18 protein-coding genes are annotated in these 21,762 nt (G+C 68.2%); 4 read left to right on the top strand and 14 right to left on the bottom strand.

Annotated elements, in window-relative coordinates:
• Positions 1-37: 37 nt before the first annotated feature.
• Positions 38-238, bottom strand: coding sequence for a hypothetical protein (locus EO174_RS22895; RefSeq protein ID WP_164740133.1), 201 nt, complete (start codon positions 236-238; stop codon positions 38-40).
• 81 nt (positions 239-319) lie between these two features.
• Between EO174_RS22895 and proP the strand changes: the two genes are divergently transcribed.
• On the top strand, positions 320-1,810 hold the full coding sequence (proP, locus tag EO174_RS08090; protein ID WP_104586093.1) for a glycine betaine/L-proline transporter ProP: 1,491 nt from the start codon (positions 320-322) through the stop codon (positions 1,808-1,810).
• Between the two features lie 127 nt (positions 1,811-1,937).
• On the opposite strand, the gene EO174_RS08085 is transcribed toward proP, so the two are convergent.
• Positions 1,938-2,402: an SRPBCC domain-containing protein gene (locus EO174_RS08085; protein ID WP_104586134.1), complete on the bottom strand. Its 465-nt coding sequence runs from the start codon at positions 2,400-2,402 to the stop codon at positions 1,938-1,940.
• Positions 2,403-2,571: 169 nt separating this feature from the next.
• On the opposite strand from EO174_RS08085, the gene EO174_RS08080 reads away from it, so the two are divergent.
• Positions 2,572-3,360, top strand: a complete 789-nt coding sequence (locus EO174_RS08080) for an EcsC family protein (protein ID WP_126943836.1) — start codon at positions 2,572-2,574, stop codon at positions 3,358-3,360.
• Between the two features lie 93 nt (positions 3,361-3,453).
• Here the strand turns inward: EO174_RS08080 and EO174_RS08075 are convergent, their stop codons facing one another.
• Positions 3,454-3,810 (bottom strand): hypothetical protein, encoded by a 357-nt coding sequence (locus EO174_RS08075; protein ID WP_126943635.1) that lies wholly within the window; start codon positions 3,808-3,810, stop codon positions 3,454-3,456.
• A gap of 184 nt (positions 3,811-3,994) precedes the next feature.
• Between EO174_RS08075 and EO174_RS08070 the strand changes: the two genes are divergently transcribed.
• Positions 3,995-4,639: a DUF938 domain-containing protein gene (locus EO174_RS08070; RefSeq protein WP_126943632.1), complete on the top strand. Its 645-nt coding sequence runs from the start codon at positions 3,995-3,997 to the stop codon at positions 4,637-4,639.
• A gap of 125 nt (positions 4,640-4,764) precedes the next feature.
• Here EO174_RS08070 and EO174_RS08065 read toward each other — a convergent pair whose 3' ends face one another.
• The 11 genes from EO174_RS08065 to EO174_RS08015 all read right to left on the bottom strand — a co-directional run bounded on the left by EO174_RS08065 (position 4,765) and on the right by EO174_RS08015 (position 20,940).
• Positions 4,765-6,525 carry a carboxypeptidase regulatory-like domain-containing protein gene (locus tag EO174_RS08065; protein WP_126943629.1) on the bottom strand — a complete coding sequence of 587 codons (1,761 nt, stop codon included), beginning with the start codon at positions 6,523-6,525 and terminating at the stop codon, positions 4,765-4,767.
• 243 nt (positions 6,526-6,768) lie between these two features.
• Positions 6,769-9,036, bottom strand: coding sequence for a DUF4175 domain-containing protein (locus EO174_RS08060; RefSeq protein ID WP_164740132.1), 2,268 nt, complete (start codon positions 9,034-9,036; stop codon positions 6,769-6,771).
• The gene (locus EO174_RS08055) at positions 9,033-10,211 is read right to left on the bottom strand and encodes a BatA domain-containing protein (protein WP_126943623.1); all 1,179 of its coding nucleotides are present in this window, start codon (positions 10,209-10,211) and stop codon (positions 9,033-9,035) included. Before EO174_RS08055 ends, EO174_RS08060 begins: the two co-directional genes overlap by 4 nt.
• 43 nt (positions 10,212-10,254) lie before the next feature.
• On the bottom strand, positions 10,255-11,151 hold the full coding sequence (locus tag EO174_RS08050) for a DUF58 domain-containing protein (protein ID WP_126943620.1): 897 nt from the start codon (positions 11,149-11,151) through the stop codon (positions 10,255-10,257).
• 13 nt (positions 11,152-11,164) lie between these two features.
• The gene (locus tag EO174_RS08045) at positions 11,165-12,157 is read right to left on the bottom strand and encodes a MoxR family ATPase (protein WP_115675547.1); all 993 of its coding nucleotides are present in this window, start codon (positions 12,155-12,157) and stop codon (positions 11,165-11,167) included.
• Positions 12,158-12,408: 251 nt separating this feature from the next.
• Positions 12,409-13,221 carry a DUF4159 domain-containing protein gene (locus EO174_RS08040; protein ID WP_126943617.1) on the bottom strand — a complete coding sequence of 271 codons (813 nt, stop codon included), beginning with the start codon at positions 13,219-13,221 and terminating at the stop codon, positions 12,409-12,411.
• Positions 13,218-14,552 carry a TldD/PmbA family protein gene (locus tag EO174_RS08035; protein WP_104586392.1) on the bottom strand — a complete coding sequence of 445 codons (1,335 nt, stop codon included), beginning with the start codon at positions 14,550-14,552 and terminating at the stop codon, positions 13,218-13,220. The genes EO174_RS08040 and EO174_RS08035 overlap by 4 nt, the downstream gene beginning before the upstream one ends.
• 14 nt (positions 14,553-14,566) lie before the next feature.
• The gene (locus EO174_RS08030; RefSeq protein ID WP_164740131.1) at positions 14,567-16,201 is read right to left on the bottom strand and encodes a TldD/PmbA family protein; all 1,635 of its coding nucleotides are present in this window, start codon (positions 16,199-16,201) and stop codon (positions 14,567-14,569) included.
• A gap of 844 nt (positions 16,202-17,045) precedes the next feature.
• Positions 17,046-18,674 (bottom strand): TldD/PmbA family protein, encoded by a 1,629-nt coding sequence (locus tag EO174_RS08025; protein ID WP_164740130.1) that lies wholly within the window; start codon positions 18,672-18,674, stop codon positions 17,046-17,048.
• A gap of 195 nt (positions 18,675-18,869) precedes the next feature.
• Entirely contained in the window at positions 18,870-20,024 is a 1,155-nt protein-coding gene (locus EO174_RS08020; RefSeq protein WP_126943614.1) for an epoxide hydrolase family protein, read from the bottom strand.
• Position 20,025: 1 nt separating this feature from the next.
• Complete coding sequence (locus EO174_RS08015) at positions 20,026-20,940, bottom strand: NmrA family NAD(P)-binding protein (RefSeq protein ID WP_126943611.1); 915 nt, start codon at positions 20,938-20,940, stop codon at positions 20,026-20,028.
• A 177-nt stretch (positions 20,941-21,117) separates the two neighbouring features.
• Here EO174_RS08015 and EO174_RS08010 point away from each other — a divergent pair, with 177 nt between their 5' ends.
• Complete coding sequence (locus EO174_RS08010; protein ID WP_126943830.1) at positions 21,118-21,759, top strand: TetR/AcrR family transcriptional regulator; 642 nt, start codon at positions 21,118-21,120, stop codon at positions 21,757-21,759.
• Positions 21,760-21,762: the final 3 nt, after the last annotated feature.

The raw sequence follows: 21,762 nt of genomic DNA, 5'->3' as shown, positions 1-21,762 counted from the left end.
ATCGATGGCTCGCGCATGCATGGCGCGATGCAGGCGCTCATTGCGCCAGATGCCTTGAAACAAGCGGGTTTTCGTCATCTGGCGGCATCCCGCCTGCAGCGACCTGCGCGCTGTAGTACCATAGCGGGCTGATCAAGCCCTTGGGCATTGCCCATCCCTTGGTCGTCTGTCCCGCAGCGTCGCTGAGTTCACGCGGCCGTCCGGGAATGCCTCCGGCGTCATCCAGTGCCTGTGCCATTGCCATGCCTGACTGATGCGCCGTGTCCTGTGCGTTGCCAGGGCGAGTGGGCAGCGATGGCCGCACCTGGAGACACGACATATGCACGATACGCGCGCAATTGCCTCGCACTTCGGTTGGTTCAAGCGCCGCCGCCAACTGCAACTGGACGAGGTCACGGTGGTCGATCGCGGCATGCTGCGCAAGGCCGTGGGCGCTGCGGCGCTGGGCAATGCGATGGAGTGGTTCGACTTCGGCGTGTACGGCTATCTGGCGGTGACGCTGGGGCAGGTGTTCTTCCCGGCCAGCAATCCCACCGCGCAGTTGATCGCCACCTTTGCCACGTTCACCGTTGCGTTTCTGGTGCGGCCGATCGGCGGGCTGGTGTTCGGCCCGCTCGGCGACCGCTACGGGCGGCAGAAGGTACTGGCGGCCACCATGATCCTGATGGCGCTGGGCACCTTCAGCATCGGCCTGATTCCGTCCTACGCCAAGATCGGCCTGTGGGCACCGGCGCTGCTGTTGCTGGCGCGGCTGCTGCAGGGGTTTTCCACCGGTGGCGAATACGGTGGCGCGGCCACCTTCATTGCCGAATACGCCACCGACCGCAATCGCGGATTGATGGGCAGCTGGCTGGAATTCGGCACCCTGGGCGGCTACATCGCCGGTGCAGCCACGGTGACGGCGCTGCACATGACCGTGACCCCGGCGCAGATGCTCGACTGGGGCTGGCGGGTGCCGTTCCTGATTGCCGGCCCGCTGGGGCTGCTGGGCCTGTACATGCGCATGAAGCTGGAAGAAACCCCGGCGTTTCGCGCCTATGCCGAGCAATCCGAACAGCGCGAACGGGAAACCGCCGCGCAGGGCCTGCTGACCATGCTGCGCCTGCACTGGCCGCAGCTGCTCAAGTGCGTGGGCCTGGTGCTGGTCTTCAACGTCACCGACTACATGCTGCTGACCTACATGCCCAGCTACCTCAGCGTCACCATGGGCTATGCCGAGAGCAAGGGCCTGTTGCTGATCATCCTGGTGATGCTGGTGATGATGCCGCTCAACATCGTCGGCGGCCTGTTCAGCGACCGGCTGGGGCGCCGGCCGATGATCATCGGTGCCTGCATCGCGCTGTTCGCGCTGGCCATCCCCTGCCTGCTGCTGATCGGCAGCGGCCACGACGGGCTGATCTTCGCCGGCCTGATGCTGCTCGGCCTGGCGCTGGTGTGCTTCACCAGTTCGATGCCGTCCACGCTGCCGGCGCTGTTCTACACGCCGGTGCGCTACAGCGCGCTGTCGATCGCCTTCAACGTGTCGGTGTCGTTGTTCGGCGGCACCACGCCGCTGGTGACGGCCTGGTTGGTGGAGCGCAGCGGCGACCCGCTGGTGCCGGCGTACTACCTGATGGGCGCGGCGGCGATCGGCCTGGTGACCATGCTGTTCGTGCGCGAAACCGCCGGCCTGCCGCTGCGTGGCTCGCCGCCGGCGGTGGCCAGCGATGCCGAGGCACGCGCCTTGCTGCGCGCCGACAGCCCGGTGACGGTGGATGCGCAGCTGCCCGGCAGCACGGCACCGTCCATCGGCCCGGCACGCACGGCGTAAGCGGGCTCGGCACGCGCGGCCGGGCCGTCACCGGCCCGCCTGTGCGGTTGGCACGCAAGGCCATGGTCCGGCGCAGCGGTGGCGACCGTGCAGCCGCACTGCCGCCGGGTGCCTTCAGTTGCCGCCGCTAGCGCGGCGCGTGGCCGTGCGGCTCGGGGTCGCGCATATCGGCCGAGGGCATGCCTTGGCCGGTTTCCACATAGCGTTTGAGGCTGCTGCCCAGGAAGAAGCGCCAGCCGCGGACGCAGGCGTCCCTGCAGGGCGAGTCGCGATAGCCGGAGTGTGCGAACTCCACCTGCGTGCCCTGGCTGGTGGAATGCAGATCGAAGCGCATCACCGTGCCCTCCCAGGCATCGGTGTCGAGCATGTTGGAGGCGTGGCAGCGCCACAGCACCAGGCGGTAGTCGGCGCCGTCGTCGATGCTCAGCTCCACCCGCCAGCCCTGCCGGCTCCACTCCAGCCGCACCCGGTTCCCGACCAGGCTTACCTCGCGCGTCCACCAGCAGGCCAGCTGCATGGGCTCGGACAACGCGACGCAGACCACTTCCGGTGCGGCCGCGATGACGATGCTGTGGCGGATCTCACGATTCATCTGACCAGCATTGGCTGCCTGATCCCGATGATCGCGCATTTTGCCGGCCGATTGCAGAATGCTTTTCCTGACTGCCGGGTTCGCTCGTCCGGCGCTCACATGGCGCTGGGTACCATCGGCGCGAGCCCAACAACGAAGAGCAGGCATGACGACGCTTCCGATAACGGTGATGGACGTTGCGGCGCAACGCGATCTGGCCGCCGCGCACGCGCTGCTGGAAAACCCCGGTGTGGCAGCCCAGCTGGCCAATGCGTTGGGCGCACCGATCGAGAACCTGATGACCCGGCGGCTGCCGAAACTGGTCACCCGCAGCATCGATGGCGTCACCCGCCGCGCGCTGCAGGTGGCGATGAAATCGGCATTACTGAGCCTGCGTGGCAGCACCGATGCGCAGCAGCCCGCGTCCACCGCACGCCACACCATGGCGGTGGCCGTCGCCGGTGGTGCGGGCGGATTCTTCGGCCTGCCCGGCCTGCTGGTGGAGCTGCCGGTGACCACCACGGTGATGCTGCGCTCCATTGCCGATATCGCCCGTTCCGAGGGCGAATCGCTGCACGATCCGGAGACCGCATTGGCCTGCCTGGAAGTGCTGGCGCATGGTGGGCGCAGTGTCGGCGACGACGGCGCCGAATCGGGCTACTTCGCGGTGCGCGCGGCGATGGCGCAACAACTCAGCGCCGCGGCGCATTACGTTGCCGCGCACGGGTTTGCCAGCAAGGGCGCGCCGGTGCTGGTATCGCTGGTGTCGCGTGTTGCGGCCAAGTTCTCGGTCAATGTCGGCGAAAAACTCGCCGTGCAGGCCGTGCCGCTGGTTGGAGCGGTCAGCGGCGCCACGCTCAACACGGTGTTCATGCGCCACTTCCAGGCAATGGCGCGCGGGCACTTCATCGTGCGCCGCCTGGAGCGACGGTATGGCCAGGATGCGGTGCGGCGTGCGTATGAGGAATTGACAGGCTAACCCGTGAGAAGGCACCGGATCGCAAGGATGGGGGACAGATCCTTGTGACCCGGTGCCACGTTCACTACGGGCAGGCCATGTTCTTGCCTGGGTTCAGAGCGGTTGCGGCGTACAGAGTGCGCGCGCGCTAGCCGAGCCGATGAACTGATTGTTGGCGTCGCTCACCATGACATTGGCGGTGATGAACGTACTGCTGCGTGGGCAGTAAAAGTTGCAGTCCACGCTGTTGGTGCAATTTCTGGGGAAAATGGCGCCAGCAGTATTGTTGAAACTCCATGCATATTTGAATGGCGCCGGCGATCCTGGGCTGTCTACGCCTGCCCAGCAATAATCACTGCCGGTGCAGTCGAGTATGACAGTTGAAGCTTGTGCATTTGCAGTCGGTGCGGCGGAAAGACTCGCAACAACCGCCAGGACACTCGTGGTCAAAAAAGCAACGGCCTTGTTCATGCATATTTCCTCTGGAGTATGTCCCCCGCGCCATCATGCACAAGCGGTGGCGAGACATTTGGGATGGTTATCGCTAAATCGATGGACTGCACCTGCGTGTCAGCCACCAAGCAAAGGATGAGCTCGTTGGAGGTTTTGCATCCATACTGCCGGGATGTCCTGACGTTTTCTCTGGATGCTTCTCATGACCAAGCCGTTCTCACCTGCGTCCGCACGCAACCGCGACCCGATCCTGCAGGTGCTGCGCAGGCACCTTGCCAATAACCATCACGTGCTGGAAATCGGTGCGGGAACCGGGCAGCACGCGGTGCATTTTGCGGCGGCGATGCCGTGGCTGCGCTGGCAGGCCAGCGACCATGCCGATCATCTGCCGGGAATGAGCCAGTGGCTGGACGAGGCGGCACTGCCGAACACGCCGGCACCGATTGCATTGCAGGCGGTGCTGACACCGACGCCCGGCCTGGCGCCCGCACCGCCATTGCCGCCCGCGCGGGCCGGTGTGCCTGCCGGCTATGACGCGGTCTACAGCGCCAACACCTTGCACATCATGGGCTGGCCGCAGGTGCAGGCCTTGTTTGCCGGGTTGCCGGCGGTGATGGCGCCGGATGCGCTGCTGGTGGTGTATGGGCCGTTCAACCGCCATGGGCAATTCACCAGCGAGAGCAACCGCGCATTCGATGCGATGTTGCGCGAGCGCGACCCTGCGTCGGGAATCCGCGATGCCGAAGCAGTGGACGCACTGGCGGCGTCGGTGGGGTTGCAGCTGATCGACGACGTGGCGTTGCCGGCGAACAACTGTTGCCGGGTGTGGTCGCGGCAGTCGCGGTGAGTGTGTCGCCGACACGTTGCCGATGCGGCAGCGGCGCTGTTTTCCAGTGCAGTGGATTGCAAGGGCCAGGACCGGGAAGCGCACTGCACCCGATCATGCACGGAGAGGGCGGTGCGCTGCGGCAGTCAGCGCCTGCGCCGTTCCAGCCACCACAGGGCTGCGGCCAGCGTGAGCCAGGCCAGCAGCCAGGGCCAGCGGGTACCGGGTAGCGATGTAGGCGTGCCGATGCCTGCGCGCGCGTCGATGGCGGCCATCGCAACGGTGGCGTTGCGGGTTTGCTGGGTGTACAGCGCGGAGGCATCGCCGGGCGCGCGCACATAGAGCCAGCGCTGTCGTGTGCCGGTCTGCAGGCGATGCCAGCCTGCGCTGGTCGGCCAGTAGCCGGCGCAGGCCCAGGCGCCGCTGGCGGCATCGATCAGCAGCGCCTGGGAGCGACCGGTGGAGTCGGTGACATGCGCGTCTGCGACGACACCGCACAGCGCCATGCGTTGGTGCGACCAGCCTGTCTGCACCGCAGCGGGCGCCGTGCCGCCGGCGCGGGCGACCGCACCGAACAGCTGCGCCCATAGCGCGGCATGCAGGTCGCTGCGGCCGGCCAGCACCAGGGCGAAGCTGTCTTCGACCAGGCCGATGCCGATGCGGCCGCGGCCTTGCTGGCGCCACCAGCCCAACGCGCTGCCGTCGTCTGCGCGTGCGGCAATCACGGCGTCGGCGTCCTGCGCTTGCAGCTCGCGGCGCTGTAGCGGCGGCAGGGGCGTGGCGTCGGCCGGCGCTGCGGCCGGATTGCTGGCGCCGGGTGCTGCCAGCGCCAGTGGCGCGGCGACCGCGGCGCTGGTGCTGCCGCCTGTCAAGGCCAGGCCCAGCGCGGCGAGCGCGGCGCGGGCGGCCGCATCCACGGGGCCGTCGGTGCGCACCAGCACGCCCAGGCCGCGGCCGATCGCAGCGCGCAGGCCCTGGCGCTGCGCGTTGCCCAGGGCGACCAGGCGGCGCTGGTCGATGACCAGCAGGTCCAGCGTGTCCAGGCTGGCCGCGTCCAGGGCGGCTGCCTCGCCCAGCTGCATGCCGGGGCCGACGGCGATCTGGCTGCGCACCTGCATGCCGGCATCGCTGGCCCAGCGGCGCAGGTATTTCAGGTCCGGCTGCGGGGCGCCGGCCAGCACCAGCACGCGTGCGGACGGCACCGCGGCGATCAGCACCGGCACCGGCACGCGGCCGCGTTCTGCGCCTGCGGCATCGCGCAGGCGCAGCGCGAACAGCACCTGCCCGGGTGCGCGCGCCAGGCCACGCAGCTGCACCTGGCCGCCCGCATCGGCGGTGGCGGTGTCGACCACCTGCCCGGCGGGATCCAGCAGCTCCACCCGCGCGCCCGGCAGGCCCTGCACGCGCGCGCTGATGGCGATGCGTTCGCCGGGTGCGACCGGGGGCGGCGTGGAGACGGCGACCAGGCCTGCCGGCGCCGGGGTCAGCGCCAGCCGCACCGGGATGCGCAGGGTGTCGCGGTCGCGTGCGGGCAGGCCGCTGCCATGCACGACCAGCGCGGTGGTGCCGGGCGCACGCCGCAACGCGGTGGCCAGATCCGGCATGCGAGTCACGCCTGGCAAGGCGGGCGCCTCGGGCAGCGCGACCCACGGCGCGGCATTGGGCCGAACCTGATCCGCCTGGGTGCCGGCGGTGGCGACATGCAGCTCGCTCGCACTGCCGGCGCGCGGCGGTGGCAGTAGCATCGGGTAGAGCAGGCCGGCGAGCAGCGGCTGGGCGGCGAGCAACAGCCACAGCCGCAAGCGCGCATGGGGCTGCCGCGCGTGCGCGCGCAGCAGCCGCCACCAGCTCAGCAGCACCAGCAGCAGCAAGGCACTGCCGACCAGCCAGGGCAGCGAAAGCGTCATGGCTGCGGCTCCTGGCGGCGTGCATCCGCACAGCGCCGGCCACCCCAACGCGGCGGCGCGGCGTGCCCACCTGGCCGCCGCAAGCACCCCATCGCCAGCGGCAACCGTAGCGTCTTGCCGGCGTGCAAACGTGGCGAGAGGTTCATGACTTGGCCTCAGGTACGCCATATCCAGGGCGCGCTGGAGGTGGCGCGACGGTGCGCCAGGCAACGGCGACTGTCGTCTGTCGGGGCAGCGACAGCATCATGGTGGCGACTCCTGGCGCAGGGCATCCAGATAGCCCTGGCCGCGCGCGTCCGGCGTGGGGCGACGGCGGACCGGCGCCGGCGGGGCAACGAGCGTGCGCCAGACCTGGGCGCGCAGCTGGGTGCGGCAGCTGGCGCAGCCGGGGTCGGCACGCACGGTCTCCACCGCGGCGGCCAGGCTCAGCGGATCGGGCAGGCGGTCCTGCCGGGTCTGCAGCCACTGCGCGTAGCGGGCCAGGGCGGCATCCGGAACCGGCGCCTGTTCGCCCAGCGCGTCCCATAGCTGCAGCGCGGATGGATCCGGATCCGGGCGGGTGTCCAGGCCGGCGGCACGGTCGCCCAGGCCGGCGCGGTCGCCGCTCAGGCGCCGGCCGGGGTCGATCGGCGGCAACTGCGTGCCGACCCGCGCCAGGTAGATGCGTTCGGCCTGCTGCACCTGCTTGATGAAGCCCAGCGCCTTGTTGGCAAACGGCAGGGCGCGTTCGGGGTGGCCCTGGCGCAGCTCGCCCTCGGACTGCCACATCTGGTCCAGCGCGGCGCGCAGCAACGCGCGGGTCTGCGGGTCGAGCAAGGTGGCGGCTTCGGCATGGTCGTGGGTGTGCCCGAACTCGGACAGCACATCCTGCGCCTGGCCGAAGCCGTGGCGTTCGGATCCGCCGTCGCCGTGCGCATGGGCGTGGTCGTCCAGCGCGGCGGCGCCGGCCTCGGATGCGGCAGCGTGGTCGTGGTCGTGCGCGTCATGCCCGTGTTCGTCCCGGGCGGGCGCGGGCGCCGCCGCCGCAGGGGCGGCCGGTGCATCCGCGGTGGGCATGTCGGCGGTGGGCAGATCGTCGGCCGGGGCGTCGCTGGTGGGCGGCGCGTCGGCGGTCGGCGGACCCTTGGGCGCACCTTCGCCTTCTTCGCCCAGGAACTGGCCGTAGCGCAGCCGCAGCAGGCGCTGGTCCACGCCGATGGCGTCGGCGCGCTTGAGGTAGGTGGCCGCGTCCAGGCGCGGTTTTTCCTTCAGCAGCGCCCCGGCATCGATGATGATCTGGCGCTGGCTGCGGAAGTAGGCCGGCAAGGTCTGCTTGACGCTGGCCTCCAGGCCGGCGGCCATGGCCTGCTCCGGCGGTGGCCAGCGCAGGATCACGCTGGCGCTGCGGCCTTCCTGCGGGCCGGGCTGGCGGGTGTCGTGGACGATGAGCTGGGCGATCAGGTCGTCGCCGGCCGCCATGCCCAGCGCCTGCGGCTGCAGCGTGGTGGAAAAGCCGCGCTGCCTGGCCGGGCCGCTGCCGCCGAGCGTGCGGCGCTGGGTGGTGAAGGTGATGTTCTCGCCGCTGCCCTGGGCCAGGGTCAGGCGCAGCTCGGCGCTGGCGGCCACCGCGTAGTCGTCGCTGGCCTCGAAGCGCAGCGTCCAGCCGCCATTGGAGGGCGTCCACAGCACCAGGCTCTGTTCGGGCGCCAGCACCCGCACCTGCGGCGGGCGGTCCGGCAGCACGTCGAGGCGGTGCAGCCGGCGGTCGGCCAGCGCGCCGTCGATGAGGATGCGGTACAGGCTGGCGCGCTCGGCGATCCACTGGCCCTGCCAGTGATCGGTAGTGCCCTGCCGGGCCAGCGCGACGCTGCGTCCGTCGGTCAGCCGCAGCGCCACGCTGCGCGGCGCCGGGTGGACCTGTAGCTGCCAGTGCAGCCGGGTGCCGGCCGGCACGCGCGCATCCAGGCCGGGCAGGCGGGTGGGCAGCAGGCCGGTGTAGGCGGGCGGGGTGCTGTGCAGCCGGGCCTGACCCAGGGTGGGGGCGCCGGCACCGGCGGCGGCGATCCGGTCCTTGCCTGCCGTGGGCCGGTGGGCGGAGTGCGGCCACAGCAGCACGGCGGCGCAGGCGAGCAGGCCGAGCAGGCTCCACGGCCAGCCGCGCCGCCAGGGCCAGGCCGGGCGCAGGTCGCGCGGCGTGCCGCGCAGGCGCTGTTCCAGGCGCTGGCGTTGCAGGGCCTGCAACGGACCGAGCTGCCCGGGCGGGGCGAACAGCAGGTCGCTGCTGTCTTCCAGATCCGTATCGCGATCCAGCCGGCGGATCAGCCAGGCCTGGTCGAGCCGGCGTGCCGCCAGCACTGCCACGCCGAGCAGCACCAGCAGGCCCAGCAGCATCGGCAGGAGCGCCGGCTGCGCACCGGCGCGCCAGACCAGCAGCGCCGGCAGCACGGCCAGCGGCAGCCCGCACAGCAATACGCCTGCGGCCTGCCGCCGTCGCGCGGCCTGCCATGCGCGGTGCAGGGCAGGCGTACTCATGCCGCGGTGCCCCGGCGTGGCGCGGTGGCCAGCCAGCGTTCGACCGCAAACAGCAGCAGCACCAGGCCGATCAGCCACGGCGCCAGCGGCCGGGGGGCATTGGCCAGGCGGATGGCGGGGCCGCGTTGCGGCTGCTGGGTCTGCGCCAGCGCGCGCTGTGGTGCGGGTACCGACTGCAGGGCGTCGTGCAGGCGGGTGGGGAAATCGGCCTCCAGCAGCGCCGGCAGCTGCTGCGGCTGCAGTGGCGCGGCCCAGCGCAGCAGGCGGCCGCGGCCGACGGCGCTGGCGTCGATCAGCGGGGCGCCGTGTGCATCCTGCAGCAGCGGTTGCAGCGGGTTGGCGAGTGCGGGCGGGGCCGGCGTCTGCGCCGCGAGCAGCAGTTGCCCGCCGGCGGCGACCCAGGCGATGACCGGCGCCGGCGGTGGCCGCTGCGACAGCCAGGCCACCACCGTGCCGGCCGGCCAGCGTGCCGGCGCGGCGTCCGCGGGCGTGCCCACCGGCAGTGCGCCGGGCAGTGCCCAGGCGGCATGGACGGCGCGCAGATAACGCAGGGCCGGGTCGGCGGGAGCGTCGGCGATGGCCTGCAGCCGCAACGGTGGAACGGCCGCCACGGCGGCCGCCGGCGACTGGCCGGGCAACACCTGCCACCGCACGTTGCGCGACAGCTGCAGGCGTTGCGCATCCAGCGGCCCCCACTGGCTGGGCACGATCACGCTGAGCGCGGTCTCCGGCGGCAGGCTGGCATCGAGTTCGCGCAGCAGGCTGCCGACCGGCGGCGCGGTGCCGGCAGCTGGAAGCGCCGCATCGGCATCCACCGGCGGGAAGCCCGGCGCCAGCCAGACCCACTGCGCGTTGGCCGCGTGGGTGAGTGCCCGGGCGGCGGCCAGATCCACGCCGGGGCTGACCGCGATGCGCGGGCGCGCCTGCCGGTGCTCGCGCAACGCCGGCTCGGCCAGCAGCAGCGCCACGGCGGCCAGCAACAGCAGGCGCACCAGCAGCAGCGGCCATTCGTCGAACCGCACGCGGTGCCGGGGGCGCGGCAGCGCGCGCAGCCAGCGCAGTGCGGCAAAGTCGGTGGGGCGGTGTTCGCTGCGTCGGGCCAGGTGGATCAGCAACGGCAGCAGCAACGCGGCCAACGCGGCCAGGCCGGCGGGGAACAGCAGGAGCAGGTTCACCGCTGCGCCCCCTCAGCTGCGGCGGTCGCGCCGGTGCGCCGGCTCATCGCCGCGCACCGTGCGCAAACAGCGAACGCAATGCCGCATCCGGTGGCGCATCCAGATAATGCACCGCGTGCGCAATGCCGGCGGCCTGCCAGCGCGCCTGCAGCGCGCGCTGGGCCGCGCCGAAGCGTTGCAGATACGCCGCGCGCATCGCGGCGCCATCGCCAAGCAGTTCTTCGCCGGTTTCCGGGTCGCGGAAGCGATGCCCGCCGTTGAAAGGGAAATCGCGTTCGTCGCAGGTCAGCACCTGCAGCTGCATCACCTCGCGGCGTGCGGCGGCGAGTTTTTCCAGGGCGCCGAGCAGTTCTTCGTCGAAGCTGTCGCCAATCGACAGCACCAGGGTGTGTGCGGCAATGCGTTCCCATAGCGGACGCACTGCGTCCATGCCCGGCCAGCGCCCACCGGCGCGCAGCCCGTGCAGGGCCAGCCAGAGCCGGTCGCGCTGGCGCGGCCCGCCAGCGGCCGGCACGGCGACCAGGCCACCGCCATGCACGGCGAACAGGCCGACCTGGTCGCCCTGGCGCAGCGCGACGTCGGCAGCGCACGCGGCCAGGGTCGCCATCGCCTGCAGGCGCGTGTAGTGCGGGCGCGCCTGATCGGCCTGGCCGGCGGAGGCGGTGGCATCGAGCAACACCCACAGCGTCAGCGGACTCTCGCGCTCTGCTTCGCGCACGAAGAAGCGGTCCGAGCGGGCGTAGAGCTTCCAGTCGATCTGGCGCAGTGCATCGCCGGGTTCGTACGCGCGGTATTGCGAGAATTCCAGCCCGGCGCCGCGGCTGCGGCTGGCGTGCTGGCCGATGCCCTGCGCGCCCTGCGCATGCCGCGCGCGCAGCTGCAGGCCGCGCAGGCGGCTGCGCAGCTCGGCAGGAAGCAGTGCCGGCACGTCCTCGCTCACGTTGCCGCGCGCCTCACGCCGGGAACGGCACGGCGCGCAGCAGCGCGGCGACCACATCGTCGGCGCTGCGTTGTTCGGCCTCGGCCGCGAACGACAGCAACAGGCGATGGCGCATCACCGGCGCGGCCAGCGCGGTGACGTCCTCGCGGGTGGCGGCAAGGCGGCCGTGCAACAACGCACGCGCCTTGGCCGCCAGCACCAGCGATTGCCCGGCGCGCGGGCCGGCGCCCCATTTGATCCACTGGCGCACCTCCTCGCTGGCCTGCGGGCCGGGGCGGCTGGCCCGCACCAGGCGATTGATCCAGGTCAGCAGGTCCGCGCCCACATGCACGTGCCGCACCTGTTGCTGCAGCGCCAGCACGCTGTCGGCATCCATCACCCTGGGCACCTGCGCACTGGTGGTGCCGGTGGTCTGGGTGAGGATGTCGCGCTCTTCCTGCTCGCTGGGGTAATCCACCCGCACATGCAGCAGGAAGCGGTCCAGCTGCGCTTCCGGCAACGGATAGGTGCCGGCCTGTTCGATCGGGTTCTGCGTGGCCAGCACGAAGAACGGCGCCGGCAACGCATAGGTGGTGCCGGCATAACTCACCGTGCGCTCGCTCATCGCCTCCAGCAGCGCGGCCTGGGTCTTGGGCGGGGTGCGATTGAGCTCGTCGGCCAGCAGCAGGTTGGTGAAGATCGGGCCCTGCTGGAACCGGAACTGCCGATGCCCGGTGCCATGCTCCTCTTCCAGCAGCTCGGTGCCGAGGATGTCGCTGGGCATCAGGTCGGGGGTGAACTGCACGCGGCGGAACTGCAGCTCCAGCGCCTGCCCCAGCGAGCGCACCAGCAGCGTCTTGCCCAGGCCGGGCGCGCCTTCCAGCAGGCAGTGGCCGCCGGCCAGCAGGCCGATCAGCAGTTGCTCCACCACCGCGTCCTGGCCCACCACCGCCTGGGCCAGGGCCGCACGCAGCGCGCCGAGTTGGGAGAGCTGTGCGGTGAGGATGTCGTCGCTGGGGGAAGTCATTGGGGGATGTCTCGTTGTCTGGCTGCTGGCGTAGGAGCGCGCCTGCGCGCGATGCGTTACCGGTCAATCTTCATCGCGCGCAAGCGCGCTCCTACAAAGGCGTGCGCGGCTTGCGTATGCAACGGCGGGCGGTTGGCGGTGGTGTCGTGCCTGGAAAAATCTCGCGTGATTCCTGTAGGAGCGCGCTGGCGCGCGATGTGGCGTTACCGATAAAGCCTCGTTGCGCGCAAGCGCAATCCTGCGGATCGATTTCAGTTGGTCAATGCATACATCACGATGTTCACTGCGAACTTGGTGTTGTCTTCGGCCAGAAACCGCTTGTTGCGCCAGTCGTAATCCCATTCGCAGCCGTAGTCCTTGTTGCTGTACAACACGCCGAGCCGGCCATCGATGCTGATGCCCCTGAGATAATCGTGCACCAGATCGTCGCCCCAGCCATTGAGCTCGAAGCTGGTGGCCGGCGGGCCGTCGGGGAACTTGAAGAATGCGCTGTACAGACGGTGGCTTTTGGGCAGCTTCTGCAATGCGCTCTTGCCGAAGATCGTTGCCATCTGCGCCTCGAACGAGGTGGCGAACAGGCCGTCGATATCGTGATTGCAATCGTCCACGAACACGAACCCGCCATTGCGCACATAGCGTTCGAAGTTGCGCCGCTCGGCCGGATTGAACTCCACCAGCTTGTGCCCGGACAGGTAGCAGAACGGTGCCTGCAGCATGCGCGGATCGGCCAGGTCCAGCACGTGCTCCTGCGGATCCACGCGCAGCTGGGTGTAGTCGATCAGCGAGGTGATCAGGTTGGACGGCATGCGCGCATCCACATCCCAATCGCCCGAATCGTAACGCAGCCGGGTAAACCAGAAATCGTAGTTGCCCGCTGCGCGCGCGCGCCGCGGCAACGTCAACGCAGCGACGCTACCGAGCAGCAATCCAAGGAAATGACGACGTGATGTCGGGGCCATGAGGAAACAGGGAACCGGAAGCGCTGGTAAACAATCAGGTTGGGAAGAGCGGCTCTTGCTCTCCCATTCCCGATTCCCCAATCCCGATTCCCGGCTCCTCCTCACACCGCATCCGACAACGAGGTAAACGTAAAGTCGCGCAGCCGCATCGGTGGAATCATCATCACATAGCTGGATTCATCGCCGGCCACGCGCACCGGCCTGCCCAGCTCGTCGATGTTGTTGAGCATGATGATCGGCGATTCGTTGAAGCGGAAGTTCTTCACCGGGTACTTGATCTGCCCGTTCTCGATGTAGAAGGTGCCGTCGCGGGTCAGCCCGGTCAGCAGCACGGTCTGCGGGTCGACCATGCGGATGTACCAGGTGCGCGTGACCAGAATGCCCTTCTCGGTGCCGCGCACCAGCTCGGCGATGTTCTTCTCGCCACCGGCCATCAGCAGGTTGCCCGGCTCACCGACCGCGCGCTTGCCGTTCTTCTGCGCCCAGAACCGCGAATACTGCAGGTTGGCGATCTTGCCGTTTTCCACGATGGCCATCTTCTCGCGCGGCAGGCCTTCCTCGTCCCACGGCAGCACCGCGGCACGCGCATCCCACGGGTCGGCGGTGATGTTCACCCGCGGGTCGTAGACCTGCTCGCCCAGCTTGTTGCCGCCGCCCTTCTTGGACAGGAAGCTGCGGCCTTCGTCGGCCATGCGCGCATCGAAGTAGCGCATCATGAAGGAGATCAAGCCTGCCGCCGCCGCCGGCTCCAGGATCACCGTGTACTTGCCCGGCTCCAGCGCCTTGGCTTCGGACGAATCGCTGGCCTTGCGCATGGCGATGCGGATGTCCTGCTCGGCCTTGAAGTCGGCGGCATCCTTCAGGTTACGCCCCACCCAGCCCGAGCCGCGGCCGTCTTCGGTGCGCACGGTGCAGGTGTAGTCGAAACGCGCGCCGCGCTGGTAGCCAAAGTTGCCCTTGCTGTTGGCGAACGCGGTAAAGCTCTGGCCATCTTCCAGGAAGCCGGCCGCGATCAGGCCCTTGCCCTTGCACGGCGCGATCGAATCGGCAGCCACCTGCGCGCGAAACGCCGGGTCGATGGCGGCGGTGGAGTCGCTGAAGGTGGGGCTGGGCCGGTAGGTCTGCTTGTCCACCGCCGGCATGAATTCCGGGTTTTCCGGCGCCAGCCGTGCCAGGTCTTCGGCGCGCCGCACCACGCGCTCCAGCGCGGCGTCGTCGAACTCGTTGATGGTGGCGACGCCCACGCGCTTGCCGAACGCCACCTGCACCTGCAGGTCGGTGTTGTCGACGATGCCGCTGGTGGACACGTTATTCAGTGCAAAACGGATGTTGCCGTCGATCGAGCCGCTGAGCGTGGCGGTGCACTCGTCGGCCTTGGACAGCTTGATGACCTTGTCCAGGATGGCCTTGGCCTGCGCTTCGGTAAGGATGCTCATGTGGGTTTCTCCTGTCAGCCGAGCGAGCGGGCGGTATTGATGACGTTGATGCCGTCGAAACGGGCGGTGGACGAGCCATGCGAGACCGCCGAGGACTGGCTCGGCTGGCCCTTGCCGTCGAAGAACGAGCCGCCCAGGCGGTAGTCGCGTTGATCGGCCACGGCGCTGCAGGCATTCCAGAATTCCGGCGTGCGGATCTGGTAGGCCACGTCCTCGAGCATGCGGGTGATGGCGCCGTTCTTGATCTCGTAGAACAGCTGGCCGCCGAACTGCGCGTTGTAGCGCTGCTGGTCGATGGAGAACGAGCCGTCGCCGATGATGTAGATGCCGTTTTCCACGTCCTTGATCAACTCGCTCACGCTCAGCGGTGTCTTGCCGGCGGCCAGCGACACATTGGCCATGCGCTGGAACTGCACGCTGGACCACGAGTCGGCATAGCAGCAGCCATCGGAGGCGGTCTTGCCGAGGATATGCGCCTGGTCGCGGATGGCCTGGTAGTCCACCAGCTTGCCGTCGCGGATCAGGTCCCACTGCTTGGTCTTGACGCCCTCATCGTCGTAACCCACCGCGCCCAGGCTGCCGGGCTGGAGCTTGTCGGCCAGGATATGCACCTTGTCGCTGCCGTACTGGAAGCCGGCCTTGAGCTTGTCCAGCGTGGCGAAGCTGGTGCCGGCGTAGTTGGCCTCGTAGCCGAGCACGCGGTCCAGCTCCAGCGGATGGCCGACCGACTCGTGGATGGTCAGCCAGGTGTGCGAGGGGTCCAGCACCAGGTCGTACTTGCCCGGCTTGACCGAGGGCGCCTTGAGCTTTTCCTGCGCCTGTTTGGCCGCGGCAATCGCGTCTTCCTTCATGTCGTAGGACAGGCCGTAATTGACCACGCCGTTGGGCGAGACGAACTTGCCCGAGGCGGCGCCATCCAGATACTCGTAGCCCAGCCCCATCGGCGCGGACAAGCCGTCGCGGGTGCGGAACTTGCCGCTGGCCTTGTCGATGGCGGTCACGCTCAGCGGCGCCCAGATGCGGTGCACGTCCTGGTCGATGTACGAGCCATCGGTACTGGCAAAGTACTTCTGCTCGTTGACTACGAACAGCATCGAGTTGACGAAGCTGGCGCCGGCCGCGGTGGCGGCAGCGTTGACGCCCAGCAGCAGGTCCACCTTGTCCTTGATCGGCACTTCCATCGCGTTCTTGCTGATCGGCGTCTTCCAGCTGACCTCGCCCACGCCCGGCGTCGGCGCCAGCTGCACCGGCGTGCCCTGCACCTTGGCATTGGCCTTGGCGATCGCGGCGGCTTGCGCCGCGGCCTTGGCCACGCCTTGCTCGGTGAGCACGTTGGTGGCGGCAAAGCCCCAGGCGCCGGCCACCAGAACGCGCACGCCGGCACCGATGGATTCGGTGTTGACCACGTTCTGCACCTTGTCCTCGCGGGTGATGACGAACTGGCGCAGATAGCGGCCGATGCGCACATCGCAATAGCTCGCACCGGCCTGGCGCGCGGCGTTGAGGCCGGCATCGGCCAGGCGCTTCTTGCGGCCCACATCCAGTTGCGTCACCAACTGCTCGGCGGCGATCGCCTTGCCGAAGTAGGCGGGCACGATCAGCCCGCCCATGGTCAGCCCGGTCAGGGCCAGGAAATCACGTCGCTGCACGGCAACTCCCCAATGATCCCGCGCGGCGCGCAGGTAGTGTGGTGACGCACAGATCGCTATCTGCACGGTATCGCCGATTCTTGCCGGGCGATGAACGCTGCGTCAAATGACTTTCGGCAGGGGTAGGTCTGCAAACGCAAGACGTGCATGAACCCGGTGGCGCAGCAGGCCTGCACATGTGGCGAGCGCGGCTGGCTGCGTGTGGTGCTGCCTCATCGCGTTGCCACGCACTGTGATCGATACCACGCGTGCCTTTCTCGCTGGCGATCGTGGCATGCACGCGCGTGTGCCATCGCGCGCAGTCGCTGTTCACATGGGCCACGGCGGCTGAAAACGAAACGATGGTCTGCGGGGTTGCTGCGGGGCCCTTGCCCGCCTACCATCGCAGGACACGCCGCAAGTACGTCCATGTAGGCTCTTACGCGGCATCCATGCCGCGTAAGGTCCCGCGACGGTAGGCGGGCAAGGACCTGTCGGGATGGTCGGTGTGTGTTTGCAAGCAGTGCATGACGAGCGCTGGTTGGATCACGGGGCGTTCGCTCAACCTCTCACCATTTTTCCATCGCAAGCCGAGCGACAGACCGGCCCCCAACACCCAATCTACAAACGTCTCGCCTGCGCACCGCAAGCCGAGTGGCACGCTTTCGAAAGAACAGCCGATCAACTGTCTGGTGCGGTGTCCTCGCCGGTTGCGGGACCGTGTGGCGGCATGGATGCCGCCACCGAGCCTACATGGACGTACTTGCGGCGTGTCCCGCGAGCGGCGAGGGCACCGCGCACTCGACTAACCAAGCTTTTGATCGCACCCAACAACGCTAAGAATCGACATCACTATTAGCCGCTCTCAGCCCAACGCACGCGCGGTATTGATCACGTTGATGCCATCGAAGCGCGCCGTGGACGACCCGTGCGAGACCGCCGACACCTGGCTGGGTTGGCCCTTGCCATCGAAGAACGAGCCGCCCAGGCGGAAGTCGCGTTGGTCGCAGACCGCGCTGCAGGCGTTCCAGAATTCCGGCGTGCGGATCTGGTAGGCGCCGTCTTCCACCAGGCGCGTGACCTGGCCATTCTCGATTTCGTAGAACAACTGCCCGCCGAACTGCGCGTTGTAGCGCTGCTGATCGATCGAATACGAGCCACGCCCGTGGATGTACAACCCGCGCTCGACGTTCTTGATCATGTCGGCAACCGCCAACGGCGTCTTGCCTGCCGCCAGCGAGACGTTGGGCATGCGCTGGAACTGCACGCTGGACCACGAGTCGGCATAGCTGCAGCCATCGGACGCGGTCTTGCCGAGCAGATGCGCCTGATCGCGCGTGCACTGGTAGTCGACCAGGATGCCGTCCTTCACCAGCTCCCATTGCTTGCTCTTGACGCCCTCGTCGTCGTACCCCACCGCGCCCAGGCTGCCGGGCTGGGTGCGGTCGGCGACGAAGGTCACCGCATCGCTGCCCCAGCGATAGCCGGCATCGCGCTTGTCCAGCGTGGCGAAGCTGGTACCGGCGTAGTTGGCTTCGTAGCCGAGCACGCGGTCGAGCTCGAGCGGGTGGCCCACCGACTCGTGGATGGTGAGGAACAGGTTGCTCGGGTCGATCACCAGATCGTACTTGCCGGCCTTCACCGATGGTGCGGTGAGTTTGGCGCGCGCCTGCTTGGCGGCGGCGATCGCATCCTCGCGCGCATCGTAGCTGTGGCCGTAGCCGATCAGCCCGCCTGGCAGCTGGTGCTTCTGGCTGGCATCGCCGTCGAGATATTCGTAGCCCATGCCCATCGGCGCCGACAGCCCGTCGCGGGTGCGGAACTTGCCGCTGGCCTTGTCCACCGCAGTAACGGTGAACGGCAGCCACAGCCGGTGCACGTCCTGGTCGATGTAGGAGCCGTCGCTGCTGGCGAAATACTTCTGCTCGTTGATCGCGAACATGCGCGAGGCCACGAAGGTCGCACCGGAATTCAAGGCCGCGGCGTTGACGTCCATCAGCAGCGCCACCTTGTCGCCCAGCGGCACTTCCATCGCGTTCTTCTTGATCGGCGTGCGCCAGTGCACCTGCCCGGCCGGCGTCACCGGCGCCAGCTGCACCGGCGCACCGCCCAGCCGCGCGTTGGCCTTGGCGATCGCCACCGCCTGGCGCGTGGCGGTGGCCACGCCATCGCTGGTCAGCGTGTTGGTGGCCGCAAACCCCCACGCGCCATCGGCCAGCACGCGCACGCCAACGCCACTGGATTCGGCATTGACCACGTTCTCCACCTGCGCCTCGCGGGTGATCACGAACTGGCGCAGATAACGGCCCACGCGCACATCGCAATAACTGGCACCGGCCGCCTTGGCCGTGCTCAGCGCGGTATCGGACAAGCGACGGCTGCGCGCGGCATCGTTGGGCGCGAGCAGCTGCTCGGCCGCGATCAGGCGCGTGTGCGGCAGCAGCAGCCCGGCAGCACCGATGCCGGACAAGGTGAGGAAGGTACGACGGTCCACGGCGGTTCTCCGTTGAAGGCCAGCGGCACGACTCCCCGCCGTGCCAGCCCCCGAGACTGGCCGGTGTGGGCGCTGGCGGTCAAGGGGGCAATGCCGGCATGGCCCCCGGCAGCTCTGCCTGCAATACGGAGACGTTGGCGCTGTCAGCATGGCCGTGGCCCGAAGGCATTGCGGGCATGCCAGGCGCGGTAGCCCTTACCGAAGGGACTGGAAGGTCGTTCGCAAATGATCGACAAAGACCGGCGGATTCTCCATCGCCGCAAAATGTCCACCCCGCTGCGCTTGCCCAAAAAAGCGGAGATCCGCAAAGCGGCGCTCTGCCCAGCGCCGGGAAAGGCGCACCTGCTCGCCGGGAAACATGCTGATGCCAGTTGGCGTGGGCATTGGATGCGAAGGCATCTGCGCCCTGGCTTCCTGCGCGGCCTCCCAATACAGACGCACCGAGCTGGGCCCTGCGTTCGGGAGCCAGTACAGCATGATGTCATCGATGAGGTGGTCCAACGCGAACACCTTCTCCGGTTCAAAGCCGCTCTGGGAGACGTCCTGGAAGAGTGCATAGATCCATGCAGCCAGGCCCACCGGAGAGTCCGCCAAGCTGAAGCCCACCGATTGCGGCCGGGTGCTTTGCAGCTTCATGTAGCCGGAAAATTCCGTGTAGTAGCGTTGGGCGTCCTCCAGCATCTTCTGCTCGGCCGGTGTGGCTTCGGCGATTTCCTGCGTGCTGGGTTCGAACATCACCATGTTCAGATGGATGCCCACCAGGCCCGGTGGCTGCATGAATCCAAGCGCGGTGGTGATCGCACTGCCCCAATCGCCGCCCTGTGCGGCCCAGCGCTCGCCATACCCCAAGCGGCGCATCAGTTCGACCCATGCCGCAGCCGTGCGCCCGACTCCCCAGCCACGGGCGGTCGGTTTTGCAGAGAACCCAAAGCCAGGCAAGGATGGAATGATGAGATGAAAGGCGTCCGACGCCTGCCCGCCATGGGCCACCGGGTCACTCAAGGGGCCGATCACCTCGCGGAATTCGAGCACCGAACCGGGCCACCCGTGCGTCAGCAGTAAAGCAAGCGCATCGGGCTCGGGCGAGCGTACATGCAGGAACTGGATCTCCAGTCCATCGATCGTCGTACGACTGCTGTTCCAGCCGTTCAACAACCGCTCTGTCGCACGCCAGTCGTAACCGGACTGCCAGCGGTCGACCAGGCGCCGGATGCGCTCGCTCTGTGGGCCCTGGCTGTGGTCCGCCACGGTTTCCCTACTCGGCCAACGCGTTTGCCTCAGCCGGTGTGCCAGGTCATCCAGCTCCGCTTGTGCAACCTGGATGTGGAACGGTGCAATGCCATCGCGCATCTCAAGACTCCCGTACATACGTGTTGGCCAGTGTCTGGCGGGCTGTTTGCCAGGAGCGCGCACCGTAGCGATCGTTATCCAGCGGGACCAACTTGCCGCGCCCGCTCATCATGTCGCGCAGATATTGCATGCCCTGCCAGGGAGGGAAGGGATCATCGCTGGCGGGTGTGAGTGCACGCACTGCACGGATGATTGCCGACATCGTCCCGAGCCCGCCGGGCCTGAGCGTGCGATAGCGCTGCCCGGTGAGTTCGGTGAGCAGTTGCGCGATGTCGTTGGGCGAAACGCTGTTGCCGGCAATGCGCAGGTCCCGTGGTGCAGTGGCATCCTGTGCGGCGGCGGCCGTGTAGCTGGCGACGTCATCTTTGGCGGTGAAATCGAGCTGCTGGTGTGCGTCGCCAAAATGCATGACACGACGGCCCGGGACCACCAGGCGCGCACTGCCCTCGAGCAGCTCCAGAAAACCACCACACAGCACCGAGGTGGCCGCGATCGGCGCGGCATCCAGCCGGTCTCTGAACCGGCGCCGCAGATCCAGGTTTCGATTGTCGCCCGGCCGTGTCTTCGTATAGTCCAGCGAGAAATCAGACGGGATGAAGCGAGGCACGCCGGCGCTGACCGCTGCATCCAACAGCTTTCCCTGCTGATCCAGCATGACGTCTTCCAAACCGTTGAGCGCGGATACGACACAGGCCGCATTCCCGACCGCTTCACGCATCGATTTGGCGTCTTCCATCTCGACGTAGCGGACCTCGATGTTCCTGCGTTGCAGAGCTGCAACACGGTCCTTCCCGGCACCTTGGCGAACAAGGGCAACGACAGCGGCTCCCTGGTCCTTCAGCGCAAAGGCGATCCGGCCACCCAGGTCGCCGGTGGCGCCTGCAACAACGATTCGGGATGCTGCGTCTGTCTCCACAATTGCCTCGTGCCTGGGTCTTTTTGCGCCAACAATGGCAATGAGAACTGCGACAGCGCAGCAAGCTCTGCGTCACTCAGCAGCTCCGCCATTCGCCGGCCTGGAAGACCACGCAGCGAACAACTGAACGATATCGTTCAGTTGATGGAAATGCAAGCGACGTGTAACTTTTCGTCGATGAAAGCAGTCAAGCAAAAGTCAAAAGGCGGAAGGCCGCCACTCGAGAAAGCGGGCGATGTCGAACGGCGCTTACTCGATGCGGCACTGCACCTCTTCCTGGAGCGCGGATTCGAGGACACCTCATGTGAGGACATCGCGCGGCTGGCCGGTGCAGGCAAGGCAAGCTTTTACGCGCGCTATGCCAATAAGGACGCCATTTTTGAAGCGGTGGTCCGTCGCGATGTCGACACCCAGCCCCTGCCTGCCGCAGCCAGCGTCCCGATGGATCTGGAGGGGCGCCTGAGACACGCAGGACAAGGGATGCTTGCGCATGCGTTGCAGCCCCAGACGGTGGCGATGATGCGCCTGGTCGTCGGCACTTCCATTCGCGCGCCAGCGCTTGCCGCTGAAGTCAACCGCATCGGCTGGGAAGGCGGGCTGCGGCGCGTGCAGGTGGCGATCCAGGACGGCCCGGATCAACCGGCCAATCCGGCTGCGCTGGCAAGCCACTTCGTCGACCTGGTCTTTGCCCCGCATCAACTGCGCGCCCTGCTGGGCGAGGATCCAGGCAGCCTGGTCGCCACCGCATCGGACCGTGTGGAGTGGGCGCTTGCACTTCTGGGCGGTGCCGGTCAGCTGAATGCCGCAGGTGTTGAATGACAC

Source organism: Xanthomonas sp. BRIP62418, from assembly GCF_003993495.1.
GTDB classification, from domain to species: Bacteria; Pseudomonadota; Gammaproteobacteria; order Xanthomonadales; family Xanthomonadaceae; genus Xanthomonas; species Xanthomonas euroxanthea.
This window is presented reverse-complemented; position numbering and strand designations above follow the sequence as displayed.

Excerpts from the sequence above, each read along its gene's own strand:
- EO174_RS08060 (WP_164740132.1), bottom strand. The coding sequence starts at position 9,036 with ATGAGTACGCCTGCCCTGCACCGCGCATGGCAGGCCGCGCGACGGCGG.
- EO174_RS08080 (WP_126943836.1), top strand. The coding sequence starts at position 2,572 with ATGGACGTTGCGGCGCAACGCGATCTGGCCGCCGCGCACGCGCTGCTG.
- EO174_RS08010 (WP_126943830.1), top strand. The coding sequence starts at position 21,118 with ATGAAAGCAGTCAAGCAAAAGTCAAAAGGCGGAAGGCCGCCACTCGAG.
- EO174_RS22895 (WP_164740133.1), bottom strand. The coding sequence starts at position 238 with ATGGCACAGGCACTGGATGACGCCGGAGGCATTCCCGGACGGCCGCGT.
- proP (WP_104586093.1), top strand. The coding sequence starts at position 320 with ATGCACGATACGCGCGCAATTGCCTCGCACTTCGGTTGGTTCAAGCGC.
- EO174_RS08075 (WP_126943635.1), bottom strand. The coding sequence starts at position 3,810 with ATGAACAAGGCCGTTGCTTTTTTGACCACGAGTGTCCTGGCGGTTGTT.
- EO174_RS08065 (WP_126943629.1), bottom strand. The coding sequence starts at position 6,525 with ATGACGCTTTCGCTGCCCTGGCTGGTCGGCAGTGCCTTGCTGCTGCTG.
- EO174_RS08085 (WP_104586134.1), bottom strand. The coding sequence starts at position 2,402 with ATGAATCGTGAGATCCGCCACAGCATCGTCATCGCGGCCGCACCGGAA.
- EO174_RS08070 (WP_126943632.1), top strand. The coding sequence starts at position 3,995 with ATGACCAAGCCGTTCTCACCTGCGTCCGCACGCAACCGCGACCCGATC.
- EO174_RS08020 (WP_126943614.1), bottom strand. The coding sequence starts at position 20,024 with ATGCGCGATGGCATTGCACCGTTCCACATCCAGGTTGCACAAGCGGAG.
- EO174_RS08035 (WP_104586392.1), bottom strand. The coding sequence starts at position 14,552 with ATGAGCATCCTTACCGAAGCGCAGGCCAAGGCCATCCTGGACAAGGTC.
- EO174_RS08045 (WP_115675547.1), bottom strand. The coding sequence starts at position 12,157 with ATGACTTCCCCCAGCGACGACATCCTCACCGCACAGCTCTCCCAACTC.